At 70.8% G+C, this 14,152-nt stretch carries 15 protein-coding genes; 14 read left to right on the forward strand and 1 reads right to left on the reverse strand.

Annotation, left to right across the window (positions count from 1 at the left end; translation table 11 throughout):
* From glmM to ACFW3F_RS23660, 8 genes are all read left to right on the forward strand, one after another.
* On the forward strand, positions 1–1,297 hold a 1,297-nt coding region (glmM, locus tag ACFW3F_RS23625), incomplete at its 5' end, for a phosphoglucosamine mutase (protein WP_388061821.1).
* Positions 1,294–1,998 carry an HAD family hydrolase gene (locus tag ACFW3F_RS23630; RefSeq protein WP_388061822.1) on the forward strand — a complete coding sequence of 235 codons (705 nt, stop codon included), beginning with the start codon at positions 1,294–1,296 and terminating at the stop codon, positions 1,996–1,998. The genes glmM and ACFW3F_RS23630, both read left to right, overlap by 4 nt.
* A gap of 182 nt (positions 1,999–2,180) precedes the next feature.
* On the forward strand, positions 2,181–2,561 hold the full coding sequence (locus ACFW3F_RS23635; protein WP_388061824.1) for a hypothetical protein: 381 nt from the start codon (positions 2,181–2,183) through the stop codon (positions 2,559–2,561).
* Positions 2,558–3,595: a hypothetical protein gene (locus ACFW3F_RS23640; protein ID WP_388061826.1), complete on the forward strand. Its 1,038-nt coding sequence runs from the start codon at positions 2,558–2,560 to the stop codon at positions 3,593–3,595. Before ACFW3F_RS23635 ends, ACFW3F_RS23640 begins: the two co-directional genes overlap by 4 nt.
* Positions 3,592–3,852, forward strand: coding sequence for a hypothetical protein (locus tag ACFW3F_RS23645; protein WP_388061827.1), 261 nt, complete (start codon positions 3,592–3,594; stop codon positions 3,850–3,852). The genes ACFW3F_RS23640 and ACFW3F_RS23645 overlap by 4 nt, the downstream gene beginning before the upstream one ends.
* Positions 3,853–3,862: 10 nt before the next feature.
* Positions 3,863–4,849 carry a dienelactone hydrolase family protein gene (locus ACFW3F_RS23650; RefSeq protein ID WP_388061829.1) on the forward strand — a complete coding sequence of 329 codons (987 nt, stop codon included), beginning with the start codon at positions 3,863–3,865 and terminating at the stop codon, positions 4,847–4,849.
* A 99-nt stretch (positions 4,850–4,948) separates the two neighbouring features.
* Positions 4,949–6,811, forward strand: a complete 1,863-nt coding sequence (gene glmS, locus ACFW3F_RS23655) for a glutamine--fructose-6-phosphate transaminase (isomerizing) (protein WP_388061830.1) — start codon at positions 4,949–4,951, stop codon at positions 6,809–6,811.
* Between the two features lie 9 nt (positions 6,812–6,820).
* Positions 6,821–8,296 (forward strand): NAD(P)H-hydrate dehydratase, encoded by a 1,476-nt coding sequence (locus ACFW3F_RS23660; protein WP_388061832.1) that lies wholly within the window; start codon positions 6,821–6,823, stop codon positions 8,294–8,296.
* Here ACFW3F_RS23660 and ACFW3F_RS23665 read toward each other — a convergent pair.
* Positions 8,244–8,714, reverse strand: coding sequence for a hypothetical protein (locus ACFW3F_RS23665; RefSeq protein ID WP_388061834.1), 471 nt, complete (start codon positions 8,712–8,714; stop codon positions 8,244–8,246). The genes ACFW3F_RS23660 and ACFW3F_RS23665 overlap by 53 nt on opposite strands.
* Positions 8,715–8,890: 176 nt before the next feature.
* On the opposite strand from ACFW3F_RS23665, the gene alr reads away from it, so the two are divergent.
* The 6 genes from alr to tsaD are packed head-to-tail and all read left to right on the forward strand — an operon-like array spanning position 8,891 to position 13,940.
* Complete coding sequence (gene alr, locus ACFW3F_RS23670; RefSeq protein ID WP_388061836.1) at positions 8,891–10,075, forward strand: alanine racemase; 1,185 nt, start codon at positions 8,891–8,893, stop codon at positions 10,073–10,075.
* Positions 10,072–11,211, forward strand: coding sequence for an alpha/beta fold hydrolase (locus tag ACFW3F_RS23675; RefSeq protein ID WP_388061838.1), 1,140 nt, complete (start codon positions 10,072–10,074; stop codon positions 11,209–11,211). Before alr ends, ACFW3F_RS23675 begins: the two co-directional genes overlap by 4 nt.
* Positions 11,208–11,684: a tRNA (adenosine(37)-N6)-threonylcarbamoyltransferase complex ATPase subunit type 1 TsaE gene (tsaE, locus tag ACFW3F_RS23680; protein WP_388061840.1), complete on the forward strand. Its 477-nt coding sequence runs from the start codon at positions 11,208–11,210 to the stop codon at positions 11,682–11,684. The genes ACFW3F_RS23675 and tsaE overlap by 4 nt, the downstream gene beginning before the upstream one ends.
* A complete protein-coding gene (tsaB, locus tag ACFW3F_RS23685; RefSeq protein WP_388061842.1) occupies positions 11,681–12,391 on the forward strand; it encodes a tRNA (adenosine(37)-N6)-threonylcarbamoyltransferase complex dimerization subunit type 1 TsaB in 711 nt (236 codons plus the stop codon). Before tsaE ends, tsaB begins: the two co-directional genes overlap by 4 nt.
* On the forward strand, positions 12,388–12,897 hold the full coding sequence (gene rimI / locus ACFW3F_RS23690; protein ID WP_388061844.1) for a ribosomal protein S18-alanine N-acetyltransferase: 510 nt from the start codon (positions 12,388–12,390) through the stop codon (positions 12,895–12,897). The genes tsaB and rimI overlap by 4 nt, the downstream gene beginning before the upstream one ends.
* Positions 12,894–13,940: a tRNA (adenosine(37)-N6)-threonylcarbamoyltransferase complex transferase subunit TsaD gene (tsaD, locus tag ACFW3F_RS23695; protein ID WP_388061846.1), complete on the forward strand. Its 1,047-nt coding sequence runs from the start codon at positions 12,894–12,896 to the stop codon at positions 13,938–13,940. Before rimI ends, tsaD begins: the two co-directional genes overlap by 4 nt.
* Positions 13,941–14,152 lie beyond the last annotated feature (212 nt).

Consider the following 14,152-nt stretch of genomic DNA (forward strand, 5'->3'; position numbering starts at 1 on the left):
GCTCACTCCCGAGCTCGCGTTGCGCCTGGCCTCGGCCGCCGCGGTCGTTGTCACAGATAGTTCCGCGACAGATTCCCACCGCCGCCCGCGTGCGGTGGTCGGACGTGATCCGCGCGCATCCGGCGAGATGCTGGAGGCTGCGGTGTGTGCGGGGCTCGCCGCCACCGGAGTCGACGCCGTCTGCGTCGGCACGGTGCCGACCCCGGCGGTCGCGTTTCTGACCGCGGACTACCACGCCGACTTCGGGGTGATGATCTCCGCGTCGCACAACCCCATGCCCGACAACGGGATCAAGTTCTTCTCCGCCGGCGGACACAAGCTCGACGACGACGTCGAGGACCGCATCGAGGCGGCCATGGACGCCGACGCCGTCCGTCCGATCGGTGCCGCGGTCGGACGCATCGTCGCGGCGCCCGACGCCGGCGACCGCTATCGGGCCCACCTCGCGCAGGCCATCGACACCCGGCTGGACGGGCTGACCGTGGTCGTCGACTGCGCCCACGGCGCCGCGTCGGAGCTCGCGCCGCAGGCCTATGCCGACGCCGGGGCGACCGTCATCGCGATCCACGCCGAACCGGACGGCCTCAACATCAACGCCGACTGCGGGTCCACGCACATGGACAAGTTGCAGGCGGCCGTACTCGAGCACGGCGCCGACCTCGGGCTGGCGCACGACGGGGACGCAGATCGTTGTCTCGCAGTCGATTCCACCGGGCAGATCGTCGACGGCGACGCCATCATGGCCGTGCTCGCCACCTCCCTGAAAGACCAGGGCAAGCTTCGCGAGAACGTGCTCGTCGCGACCGTCATGAGCAACCTCGGACTCCACCTCGCGATGCGCGAGGCCGGGATCAGCGTGCACACCACCGGGGTCGGGGACCGGTATGTCCTCGAGGAGCTACGCCGGGGCGGCTACTCGATCGGCGGTGAACAGTCCGGTCACATCGTCGTCCCGGGTTCGGGCACGACGGGTGACGGCATCCTGACCGGGCTCATGCTGATGGCGCGAATGGCCGCCACCTCCGCACGGCTCGCCGACCTGGCCGGGATCGTCACCGTGCTGCCCCAGGAACTGATCAACGTGCGCGTCGCCGACAAGCACGCGGTGTCGCAGTCGCAGTCGGTCCGCGAGGCGGTCGAGGCCGCGGAGGCCGAACTGGGCGAGACCGGCCGGGTCCTGTTGCGGCCGTCGGGAACCGAGCAACTCGTTCGCGTGATGGTGGAGGCCGCGACCGCCGACCAGGCGTTGTCGGTCGCCGGTCGGTTGGCCGACGTCGTCCAGGGGGCCGGATCGTGACCGCTCCGACGCCCCGGGCGGTGCTCTTCGACTTCTCCGGCACCCTGTTCCGCTTCGAGGCCCGCGACGAGTGGTTCGCCGATCTGCGTGACGACACCGGCGCCGAGTTCGACCGTGATCGTCAAGCGGACATCATCCGGCGCATGGTCGCACCCGTCGGACTACCGGACGGTATCGCCGGTGACGACCGAAATGCCTGGGAGGCCAGGGATCTCGACCCGGTGCTGCACCGCAGGGGTTATCTGGCGCTGCTGCGCGCGGCCGGGATGAGCGACTCCGGCCACGCGAACTCGCTCTACAACCGGGTGCTCGACCCGTCGTCGTGGGTGCCGTTCGCCGACACCGTCGCGGTGCTGCAGAAGCTCAGCGACGCACACATACCGGTCGGCATCGTCAGCAACATCGCCTTCGACCTACGTAAGGTCCTGGCCCTGCACGGCGTCGAGGACCTCGTCGGTGCGTTCGCGCTGTCGTACGAAGTCGGGGCCATCAAACCCGATCCCCGGATCTTCCACGCCGCTCTCGACCCGCTGGGTGTGCCGGCCGACCAGGTGCTGATGGTCGGGGACAGCGAGACGGCCGACGGCGGAGCACGCGCTCTCGGTTGCTCTTTCGCGCTGGTGCACGACGTGCCGGCCGCCGACCGGCCCACCGCACTGCTCGACGCCGTGACCTCACACGGCATCGAACTGCGCGACTGAGCGGGCCGTGTGCCCGAGTGCGGGCACACTGGCGGCATACGCTCGCATGCGCGACAATTCCCAGCGGGTTCCGGCGAACACGGAACCGGCGAGCGTCGCCCTGCGTCCAAGTGTGCGGGGTTCGCGGCGCGGGATCGCGATGAACCGGGTGCGGACCGGATGAGCACGTCGGGAGGGGTGGCATGGACGGCAGCGGTGCGGACGATGCCGGGTCGCGCCGGATCGCGATGGACACCGGGCAGGTGTCGGCGGTCGCGTCGTACTACCGCAGGTCCTCGCTGGTGCTGTCGGCAGTCGCCGACGACCTGGCCTCGCACGACTTCGGGACCTGGGCTCGCGGGTCCGTGGTGCCGGAGGCCGACTCCGTCGCCTTCGGTCCCTTGGCGGCGGCCTATGCCGACATGAGTACGACCCTGTCGCGCCGGTTGCGCGTGCAGGCCGCGGCAGCCGCGGCGCTGGCCGACACCCTGCGCAACAGTGCGCTGACGATGGCCGACGGCGACGGGCGCGTGGCGGTCGAGATCTCGCGGGCACTACCCGCCGCGGGGGTGGACGGCCGGTGAGGCGCGGCGCGGACTCGCTGTCGGTGCTGAGATCCGACGCCCGAGGTGGCGTCGAGGCGCTGATCGAGCTCGTGTCGGCGGGGCGTCTCATGGGGATCGGTGCGCCTGACGACTCCGTTTTCCGCAACGGACTTCGCGTCGTCGACGGTTTCGACGTCGCGGCGCTGTCCGCGGACAGTCGCGTTCTGGTGTCGGCGCATCGTGCCGTGTCCGAACAACTCCACCATCTTCCCGAACAGCAGGTCCGACTCGACGACGGATGGAACAGTGAGTCCGCGACCGTCGCGATCGCGACGGTCATCGATCACCAGCGTCGTGCGGAATCTGACCTGCACATCCTGCGCACCCTCACCGATGCCACGTCGGCCGCGGCGTCGGGCATCGATCGTCTGCTCCGCACCTTCTACCTGACGCTCGCCCGGTTGTCGGCGCCGACAGCCGCCGGAGTGCCGTCGGGAGAGTTGCCGCAAGCGGTCCTCACCGGCCGCGTCCCGATCGGGGTCGCGGTCGAGGACGTCTCGTCGCGGGTGGCCCTGTTCAGCACCACCCTCGAGACGACGACCCGCGGTATCAGCGGGATCCTCGACCTGTTGAACCGGTCCGTCGACGGCATCGACGACGAGCCCTATCCGGTCGACGCCGAGTCCGCAGGCCGCGTTCCGGTCGCGACGCCGGACCCTCCGGTCGCAACGGCTCCCGTTCAGACCGTCGCCGCACCCCCGCCGGTCACCGGGACCTGGCTCGCGGAATCGACGACCGACGACCGGCCGCCGGAGATCGGCGCCGCGACCGCGTCCGTCGTATCCGCCCCGCCTTCCGAGCCGGTCGAGACACCACACGCCGCTCACGAACCCGACGACGGCGTCGACGTCCCGTTCCGCTTGGGTGGCACCGAGGGGCTCGACGCGCCCGTGGCAACCGTCGAGGCGGCGACCGCCGAAACCGAAGCCGCAGAACCCCATTCGACGAGCCCAACCCCGAGCGCAGCATCAGATCGGTCCTCGGGTGACCTGGCTCTGGCGGGTGACCAGTGAACCTCGCCGATCAGATCGAGGCGCTCGCCCGTACCGCGACAGCGGGTGTCGCCGAGGCGTCGCACCTGTTCTCGGCGCAACAGCGCGACCTCGAACTCGCGATGGACGATCATCGTCGCGACGCGGTGCGGTCGGAGACACAGCGGCTGCGCGACGACCTCGAGAACGCCGCCGACGCCGCCGACGCCACCCCGGGCATCATGTTGCCGGCCGACGTGGCCGACGCCAGTCCCCATCTGCCTCCGCCGAACACATAGGCTGTCTGCTGTGCCAGGCAAGAAGCAACAGAAGCCGCAGTCGCCCGCGAAGCTGATGTCCGCGCTCGCCCGACGCGGCCCCCATCGTGTGTTGCGGGGCGACCTCGGGATCGTCGGAACCCCGGGCGTCGTGTTCACTCCCGCCGAGGGCGAACGACTCCCGGCCGTCGCGTTCGGCCACGGCTGGATGACCTCGGTGGAGCGGTACCGCGACCTGTGTCAGCATCTCGCGTCCTGGGGCATCGTCGTCGCGGTGCCGGCCGGCCAGCGAGGTCTGTTGGCCTCGGACGACGAGATGGCCGCCCAGCTGCGTTCGGCACTGTCGATCGTGACCCGGGTCCCGCTCGGCTTCGGTGAGATCACCGTCGATCCGCGCAAGATCGGGTTCGCCGGGCACGGCTTCGGGGCGGCCGCGGCGGTCATCGCCGCGTCGGAAGGGGTGCTGCACGGCCAGCCGCAGCCGTCGGCGCGAGGCGTGGTGGCGCTGTTCCCGGCGCCGACGACCGCCTCGCTGCTGCCCGCGGCGCGGCGGGTGAGTGCTCCGGGTCTCGTCGTGTCCGCGATCGGGGAACTCGACACCATCGACGGCAACGCGCTCCCGCTGGCGCAGGCCTACGGGACGGAGTCGACCGGCGACCCCCGACCCGCTGCGACGCTGCGCACGCCTCCGGGGGTGACCTCCCGCGGACTGATCGAGCACCGGTCGATCAAGTCCCTGCTGGGCAGCAACGGCGCCGACAAGAAGACCCACACCGCAGTACGAGCTCTGACCACGGGGTTCCTGCTGCACACACTCGACGACGACAAGCGGTACGAGGCCTTCGCCGATGCCGACACCGTGCTCGGCAAGGTGCCTGCCGTCGACCTCGACGATCCGCCCGAGGTCCAGGACAAGATCGCCAAGATGCTCGGCGCCAAGGACCGCAAACGGCGCCGGGCGGCGAGCCCGGTGCCCTCCGGCGCCCCGAACGCAGTGGTGCCCGACACCATCGAGTGACAGCCGTGCCACCGCACCCGATGGGGGTCGGTGTGAGCCCGGCACAGGACGCGACGCGGCGCGCTGTCGATCCCGCGACCGCAGGTACCCTGACTAGCTATGTGTGGAATCGTGGGATACGTGGGGCGGCGCGATGCCCTGGACATCGTCGTCGATGCGTTGCGACGGATGGAATACCGCGGATACGACTCGGCGGGCGTCGCGATCCTCGACGGCGAGGGAAGCACCGCGATCCAGAAGAAGGCGCTCCGGCTGGAGAACCTCGAGAAGCAGATCGCCACCGTCGGCCGCGAGTCGCTGACGGGGACCACCGGGATCGGGCACACGCGCTGGGCGACGCACGGCAAGCCGACCGATCGCAACGCGCACCCGCATGCCAGTGACGACGGCAAGCTCGCCGTCGTCCACAACGGCATCATCGAGAACTACGCCGAGCTCCGTGCCGAACTCGAGGACGACGGCGTCGAGTTCGCGTCCGAAACCGACACCGAGACCGCCGTGCACCTGGTGTCGAAGTACTACGCGCTGGGCCCGACCGCGGGCGACTTCGTGGCGAGCGCTTATGCGGCGCTGCGTCGACTCGAGGGAGCGTTCACCCTCGTGTTCACCCACGCCGACCACGCGGACACCATCGTCGCCGCGCGGCGATCGACCCCACTCGTGGTCGGGGTCGGCGACGGCGAGATGTTCCTCGCGTCGGATGTGACGGCCTTCATCGAACACACCCGGGACGCGGTGGAACTCGGCCAGGACGAGGTCGTGGTGATCACCGCCGACTCGTACACGGTCAGCGACTTCGACCAGAACGTCCGTGAGGGCAAGCCGTTCCACATCGACTGGGATCTCGCGGCCGCGGAGAAGGGCGGCTACGACTTCTTCATGCTCAAGGAGATCGCCGAGCAGCCGCGCGCGATCGCCGACACCCTCCTCGGGCATCTGCAGAACGGCCGGATCGTGCTCGACGAGCAGCGCCTGACCGACGACGACCTGCGCGATGTCGACAAAGTGTTCGTGGTGGCCTGCGGTACCGCCTACCACGCCGGGCTCCTCGCCAAGTACGCGATCGAGCACTGGACCCGGCTCCCGGTCGAGATCGAACTCGCCAGCGAGTTCCGCTACCGCGACCCGGTCCTGGACCGGTCGACGCTGGTCGTGGCCATCTCGCAGTCCGGTGAGACCGCCGACACGCTCGAGGCGGTCCGGCACGCGAAGGACCAGAAGGCCCGTGTCCTGGCCATCTGCAACACCAACGGCGCGCAGATCCCCCGTGAGTCCGACGCGGTTCTCTACACCCACGCCGGCCCCGAGATCGGCGTCGCGTCGACCAAGTGCTTCCTCGCACAGATCGTCGCCGCCTACCTCGTGGGCCTCGCGCTGGCACAGGCCCGGGGCACCAAGTACGCCGACGAGGTCGCCCGCGAGTTCGCGGCCATCGAGGCGATGGCCGACTCCGTCGCCGCGGTGCTCGACACCATGGAGCCGGTGCGCGAACTCGCGCGCTCCCTGGCGCACCACAACACGGTGCTGTTCATCGGCCGTCACGTCGGATATCCGGTGGCGCTCGAGGGCGCGCTCAAGCTCAAGGAACTCGCGTACATGCACGCCGAGGGCTTCGCGGCCGGTGAGCTCAAACACGGGCCGATCGCACTCATCGAGGACGGATTACCGGTGATCACGGTCATGCCGTCGCCCGACGGCCGCGCGGTGCTGCACTCCAAGATGGTCAGCAACATCCGCGAGATCCAGGCACGCGGCGCCCGCACGATCGTCATCGCCGAACCCGACGACACGGCCGCCCGCGCTGTCGCCGACGAGTTCATCCCGATCCCGAAGACGCCGACGCTCCTGCAGCCGCTGGTCTCGACCGTGCCGCTGCAGGTGTTCGCGGCGAGCGTCGCACAGGCCCGGGGGTACGACGTCGACAAACCGCGGAACCTGGCCAAGTCGGTCACCGTCGAATAGTCGACCCGCATGCCGATCCGGTATCTGACGGCCGACGAGGTCCGGGCCGCCGAGCGGGCGACGGGGGACCTGCTCACCGGCGGCACCCTGATGCAGCGTGCGGCGCACGGGGTCGCCCGGGTGATCGTGGCGGAGCTGACGCGGACCGGCGGTTGCTACGGGCGATCGGTGGGACTCGTAGTCGGGGCCGGGGACAACGGTGGTGACGCGCTGTTCGCCGGGGCCGAGCTGTGCCGCCGCGGCGTGCGCGTCGACGCGGTCCTGCTCGCTCCGGAGAGGACCCATGCCGCGGGTCTGTCGGCGTTCCGCGCCGCCGGCGGACGGACCGGCGAGCGCCTACCCGGCGAACCCGACGTGATCGTCGACGGTGTGGTGGGCCTCGGTGGTCGGGGACCGCTGCGGCGCAACGCCGCCGAGATCTTCGCGGCCGTCGGTTCGGCGACCACGGTCGTCGCGGTCGACCTGCCGTCGGGTGTCGACGCCGACACCGGTGAGGTCCACGATCCGGCGGTCCGGGCCGACGTCACGGTCACCTTCGGGGTGCGGCGTCGCGCGCACCTGCTCGCCGCGCCACAGTGCGGGCGGGTGGTTCTCGTCGACATCGGTCTCGACGGCGTCCCCACGCAGCCCGACGGAGCCGGTGGACCGACGCTCGGATCGCTCACTGATGACGAGATCGACTGGCCGACACCGGGTCCCGAGGACGACAAGTACACGCAAGGGGTGGTCGGGGTCATTGCCGGGTCGCATCGATACCCCGGGGCGGCCGTCCTCGCTGCCGGCGCCGCGGTGACCGCGACCTCGGGTATGACCAGGTTCGTCGGGTCCGCGCACGCCGAGGTGGTCGCGCAGTGGCCCGAGGTCGTCGCGACACCGGATCTGGCCGACGCCGGACGCGTCCAGGCGTGGGTCCTCGGCCCGGGCATGGGTACCGACGACGCGGCAGCGGCGACTCTGCGCACCGTGCTGCAGACCGATCTCCCGGTCCTCGTCGACGCCGATGCGCTCACCCTGGTCGCCCGCGATCCCGGGCTCGTCGCCGGGCGTACCTCGCCGACGTTGCTCACACCGCACGCCGGCGAGTTCGCCCGGTTGACCGGTGCCGACCTGGACACCGACCGGCTGACCGCCGTCGCGGGTCTCGCGGAGAGGTGGGGGGTCACGGTGCTGCTCAAGGGGCGCATCACGCTGGTCGCCGATCCGACGGGCCACGTCCTCGGCAACGACGCCGGCTCCTCCTGGGCCGCGACCGCCGGGGCCGGCGACGTCCTGGCGGGTGTCGCCGGGGCGCTGCTCGCGGCCGGGAGATCGCCTCAGATCGCCGGTGCGACGGCGGCGCGCGTACACGCACGCGCCGCCGAACTCGCGAGTCGCGGCGCGCCGATCGGGGCGTCGGCCCTGCTGTCGGCGTTGCGTCCGGCCATCCGCGAGTTCACCACGCGGCCAGCACGAACGCGAGCGGGTACAGCGCCGTCAGCACGGTGAACGCGGTGACCGACGACAGCACGATCGCATCGGCGATGGTGCCCGCGCGCCGCAGCGCGCCGTGCCGGATTCGCTGGGTGAACGAGACGGCGAGCGCTGCGCAGGCGGCGATCGTCGCGAGGACCGCGACGCCGAAGGCGATCAGAGCCGCGACGCCGTAGCCGTCGGCGGGTTCGCCGGCCATCGCGTGGCCGAGCGCGAGCAGAAAGAACACGACGGTGGTGACGAAGGCCACCCAGGCGACCGCGTTGGCGGCCCACGACACCAGCGATGCCCGCAGGCCCGGCCGATCCGGGCCGGCGGGCCGGATCACCGGGTCGATGGGCGTGAAACCCGCGAGGTCATGGGCGTGGGGCGCGGTCCTGAGGTGGGCGGGGACGAGAACGGTGGCGTCGTGGGGATGCGGGTTGGCGTACATGATGACTTCCCTGGAGGCGGCGACGGTCGGCAACTGCGGTGAGGCCCACTCAACCGTCCCGACGGACGTCGTCGCATCGGTGTGACTACTCAGACCGGGTCCGCAGAACGACGCGCGCCTCACGCCGGAGGCCGCCGGGACGAGTCACACCCGACGATCTGGGACAATGAACGACGATGACTTCCCCTGCTCTGACCGCGACCGTCGATCTCGGCGCGATCGCCCACAACGTCGATGTGCTGCGTGCCGCGTCGGGAACCGACGTGATGGCGGTGGTGAAAGCCGACGCCTACGGGCACGGCGCGTTGCCTGTCGTCCGCGCCGTGCTGGCTGCCGGCGCCGCCGAACTCGGTGTCGCCCACCTCACCGAGGCGGCGGCGCTGCGAGCAGCCGGTATCGACGCCCCGATCACCGCTTGGCTGCACACGCCGGGCGCCGACTTCGCCGGTGCGATCACCGACCGCATCGACATCGCTCTCTCGTCGATCGCACAGCTCGAGGCGGTCATCGCCGCGGCCCACCGGACCGGTGTGCCCGCGCTCGTGACCGCCAAGGTCGACACCGGCCTCAATCGCAGTGGCGTCGCGGTGGACGAGTGGGCGGACTTCGCCGAGCGGATCGCCAAGGCCCATGCCGACGGATCGGTGACCCTGCGCGCGGCGATGTGCCACCTCGCGCGCGGCGACGAACCCGATCATCCGCTCAACGACGCGCAGGCCGAGCGGCTCGACCTCGCCGTGGCCGACCTGGTCCGTCTCGGGGCCGCGCCACAACTGGTCCACATCGCCAATTCTCCTGCCGCACTGACCCGTCCGGATCTCGCCCGCGATCTGGTCCGACCCGGGATAGCTGTCTACGGCCGCACCCCGGTGCCCGCACGCGGCGACTTCGGGCTGATCCCGGCGATGACCCTGACCGCGCGCATCGCCTTGGTGAAGAAGGTGGCAGCGGGACAGGGCGTGTCCTACAGCGAGACGTGGATCGCGCCGCGCGACACGGTGGTGGCGGTGGTCGCGGCGGGCTACGCCGACGGTGTACCCCGCTTGCTGTCGGGCCGGATCCGGGTCCGGATCGGCGACCGTCTGTTCGACGGCGTCGGGCGGATCTGCATGGACCAGCTGGTCGTCGACCTCGGACCCGACGGCGCCGGTGTCCGCGAGGGCGACGAAGCCGAACTCTTCGGCACCGGCGCCGCCGGCGGCCCCACCGCGAAGGACTGGGCGGACGCGATCGGCACCATCGACTACGAGATCGTCTCCCAGGTCGGGACCCGGGTGGTCCGTCGCTACCTCGGCGAGGGCGCGGCCGGGGTAGATTCCGAGAACACGGTGGAACCCGAGGACGCGGGGACCAGACAGTGAGCGGGGCACCACTGGTGGACGATTCCGAACGCGTCGGACTGCTGGCAGGAGTGGCGGGCATCGCGGCGCTGGGCGGCATGGCAGCCGTCGGCGCGGCACGCAACATCGCGCGCAAGAGCGTGGTGGGCCGGGCGGATCCACACGCCGAGGTCGATCTCACCGCTCTCTACGGCGAGCGGGCGGCGTCGGTCACCGCCGACGACGGCCTGGAGCTGGCGGTGCGGATCGTCGACCTCGGGACGGTGTCGCAGGAGACCGCGCCCGAATTGACGGTTGTGTTCGTCCACGGTTTCAGTCTTCGGTTGTCTAGCTGGCACTTCCAGCGCGAGCAACTCGCCGCCGAATGGCACGACCGCAACTACCGGCTCGTGTTCTTCGATCACCGGGGTCATGGGGAGAGCGATCCGGCCCCGACCGAGACCTGCACGATCGCACAGCTCGCCGACGACGCGGCAGCGGTGATCCGCGCCACCGTTCCCACCGGACCCGTTGTCCTCGTGGGTCATTCGATGGGCGGGATGACCCTGATGGGCCTCGCCCGCCGGCATCCGGCGCTGTTCTCCTCGCACGGACCGGTCGCCGGGATGGGTCTCGTGGCGACGGCATCGCGCGGTCTCACCGACGCCGGACTCGGTGAGGGACTGCGCAATCCGGTGGTGGATGCGTTTCGGATGAGTGTGCGCCGCGCGCCGCGTCTGGTGCAGGCGGGCCGCGGACTGACCCGGTCGGCGCTCGAACCCGTGCTGGTCGCGGCGAGTTTCGGGCCGACGTTCTACAGTCCGGCGCTCGGCGCCGCGGTGGACAAGATGATCCAGAGCACGCCGATCGAGACCATCGTCAACTTCCTGCACGCGTTGGAGATCCACGACGAATCGACCGCCCTGCCGGTGATCGCCCAGGTTCCGACCACGGTCGTGTGCGGGGACCGGGACCGACTGACACCGTTGCGCAACTCGGTGCGGATGTACTCGCAACTGGGGCCGGATTCGCGCCTCGTGGTCGCCAAGGGCGCCGGACACATGGTCCAGATGGAGGAGCCCCGGCTGGTCAGTGATGCGATCGTCGAACTGGTGGACCGGGCGCGGGTGGCGCTGCCGGCTCCCCGTCGACGCTGGTGGAAGCGGGGCCGGGGATGAGCGGGTTCGGTCGCTCCGGTACCCGCGAGCTCCCCGAGGTCGCCGACACCGAGGCCTTCGGTGCCGAGCTGGCGACGACCCTCGCCGCGGGTGACGTGGTCATCCTCGACGGTCCACTGGGGGCGGGGAAGACAGCGCTCGCGCGCGGGATCGGTGCCGGACTCGGCATCGTGGGACGGGTGACCTCGCCGACCTTCATCATCGCCCGCGAGCACCGGGCCGGCCGCCCGGGCCGGCCGGGGATGGTCCACGTCGACGCGTATCGGCTCGGCGCGACCGGCAACGGTTCCGGGGTGCTCGACGAGCTCGACGCCCTGGATCTGGACTCCGATCTGGACGAGGCGGTCGTCGTCGTCGAGTGGGGTGAAGGTGTGGCCGAGCGACTGGCCGACCGGCATCTCGTCGTACGGCTGCGCCGGGACCCCGATACCGATGTGCGTCAAGTGAACTGGGAATGGGTGAGTCCCGAATGAGTGAGGGTCTGGTGCTGGCGGTCGACACCGCCACCGATTCGGTGGTGGCCGGAGTGGCTGCCCTGCATGACGGTGAGGTGCGCGTCCTGGCCGAACGGGTCGTCTCCGACCATCGCAGGCACGCGGAACTGCTCACCACCCTCATCGCCGAGTGTCTCGCCGAATCCGCCACCGCCCGAGCCGACCTGGCGGCTGTCGTCGTCGGCTGCGGGCCCGGACCGTTCACCGGGCTCCGGGTCGGGATGGCGACCGGCGCGGCCTTCGCCGATGCGCTCGGGATCCCGGCGTACGGTGTGTGTTCGCTGGATGCACTTGCCGCCGAAGCCGATCCGGGTATCGCCGACGCCGCGTCACGGGTTCTCGTGGTGACCGATGCGCGCCGGCGTGAGGTGTACTGGGCGCTGTACGAGGGCGGTCGCCGTCTGCGCGGTCCCGAGGTGGCCGCGCCCGCGGTGGTCGCCGGGGAACTCGCTGCCGACCTCGACGCGGGACGGATCGGCGCGGTAGCGGGTTCCGCGGCCCACCTGGAACTCGCCGGCTGGACCGGTGATCCACCCGCGGTCGGCGTGCCGACGGTCCGCGGGTTGATCGCCGCCGCGGCCACCGGGATCGTCGCCGGCCGCGAACCCGAACCGCTTGTCCCGCTGTATCTCCGGCGCCCCGACGCCGTCGAACAGAAAGCCCGCCGGGCGGGTGCGGCGCCATGACCACGCCCGAGATGGTCATCGACGCCCTCACCTACGGTGACATCCCGCGATGTGCCGCGTTGGAACGGCAGATGTTCGCCGATGACTCGCCGTGGCCTGCCGCCGCTTTCCGGGCCGAGCTCAACGCGCCCTACAACACGTACTTCGCGGCGCGGGAACAGCCCGGAACGGACGTCATCGGCTACGCCGGGATATCCACCCTCGGACAGCCCGACGCATGGGAGTGCGAGATCCACACGATCGCCGTGGCCCCGGATCACCGGGGTAGGGGAGTGGGCAAGGCCTTGCTCGAGGCGATGCTCACCGTCGCCGACGAGAACGACGCCGCGGTGTTCCTCGAGGTGCGCACCGACAACGATGTGGCGATCTCGCTGTACTCGCGGCACGGCTTCACCACCGCGGGTCTGCGCCGCAACTACTACCAACCGTCCGGCGCGGATGCCTACACGATGCTGCGGCTCCCGGTGTCGGGCCGGCCGCTCGAACCGGAGGAGGGCCCGGCGTGATCGTGATGGGCATCGAGAGTTCCTGCGACGAAACGGGTGTCGGCATCGTTCGGTGGACGCCGGGCGACGCCGACACCCCCGGGTTCGCGACGATGCTGGCCGACGAGGTGGCGTCCAGCGTGGACGAGCACGCCCGGTTCGGCGGCGTGGTCCCCGAGATCGCCTCTCGCGCGCACCTGGAGGCGATCGTGCCCACGATGCGACGGGCGCGAGAGGCGGCGGGGATCGACCGTCCCGACGCGATCGCCGTCACCATCGGGCCGGGTCTCGCCGGCGCGCTGCTCGTCGGCGTCGCCGCGGCGAAGGCCTATGCACTCGCCTGGGATGTGCCGCTGTACGCGATGAACCATCTCGGCGGTCACGTCGCGGTGGACACCCTCGAACACGGGCCCATGCCGGAATGCGTCGCGCTGCTGGTGTCCGGCGGGCACACGCACCTCCTGCACGTCACCGATCTCGCCGAGCCGATCGTCGAACTGGGCACCACTGTCGACGACGCGGCGGGGGAGGCCTTCGACAAGGTCGCGCGTCTGCTCGACCTCGGCTTCCCCGGCGGGCCCGCACTCGATCGCGCCGCCCGAGAGGGCGATCCGGGCGCGATCGCCTTTCCGCGCGGGATGACCGGTCCGCGCGACTCGCGGCACGACTTCTCCTTCAGCGGACTGAAGACGGCGGTTGCGCGACACGTCGAGAAATGCCGACGCGACGGTTCGGAGGTGTCCGTGGCGGATGTGGCGGCCTCCTTCCAGGAGGCGGTCGCCGACGTGCTGACGATGAAGGCGGTCCGGGCGTGCGGTGATCTGGGGGTCGACACCCTGGTCCTCGGCGGTGGTGCCACCGCCAATTCGCGCATCCGCTCGCTGGCGCAGGAGCGCTGCGATGCGGCCGGGATCGATCTGCGGGTGCCGAAGCCGCGCCTGTGCACCGACAACGGGGTGATGATCGCGACGCTGGGCGCCCATGTGATCGGCGGGGGAGCAGAGCCCTCACCGTTGACCGTCGCATCGGACCCGGCCATGTCGGTGCGCGTCAGCCAGCTCTAGTGGCGAGACACACCACCGGCACCGACGCCACGCAGCTTCGCGGGCCGGTGCCGGATACTTCGCGGCGAGCGAACACGCCCGGTTTTTTGCACCCTCCACCCTTGAGTGCTGGCACTCGTCTGTATAGAGTGCTAGATGGCGCTGACTGAAGCCTCGGAACCCGCGACGACGGGGTTTTGCAGGGCCGTGAACGTGCAGATTCTTTCTCAGTA

Origin of the sequence: Gordonia sp. NPDC058843 (genome assembly GCF_042743165.1) — a bacterium.
Taxonomy (GTDB): Bacteria; Actinomycetota; Actinomycetes; order Mycobacteriales; family Mycobacteriaceae; genus Gordonia.

Bases quoted from the DNA above. Each gene is read 5' to 3' on its own strand.
- tsaE (WP_388061840.1), top strand. From the start codon at position 11,208: ATGAGCGGGTTCGGTCGCTCCGGTACCCGCGAGCTCCCCGAGGTCGCC.
- ACFW3F_RS23635 (WP_388061824.1), top strand. From the start codon at position 2,181: ATGGACGGCAGCGGTGCGGACGATGCCGGGTCGCGCCGGATCGCGATG.
- glmS (WP_388061830.1), top strand. From the start codon at position 4,949: ATGTGTGGAATCGTGGGATACGTGGGGCGGCGCGATGCCCTGGACATC.
- tsaB (WP_388061842.1), top strand. From the start codon at position 11,681: ATGAGTGAGGGTCTGGTGCTGGCGGTCGACACCGCCACCGATTCGGTG.
- ACFW3F_RS23660 (WP_388061832.1), top strand. From the start codon at position 6,821: ATGCCGATCCGGTATCTGACGGCCGACGAGGTCCGGGCCGCCGAGCGG.
- ACFW3F_RS23665 (WP_388061834.1), bottom strand. From the start codon at position 8,714: ATGTACGCCAACCCGCATCCCCACGACGCCACCGTTCTCGTCCCCGCC.
- rimI (WP_388061844.1), top strand. From the start codon at position 12,388: ATGACCACGCCCGAGATGGTCATCGACGCCCTCACCTACGGTGACATC.
- alr (WP_388061836.1), top strand. From the start codon at position 8,891: ATGACTTCCCCTGCTCTGACCGCGACCGTCGATCTCGGCGCGATCGCC.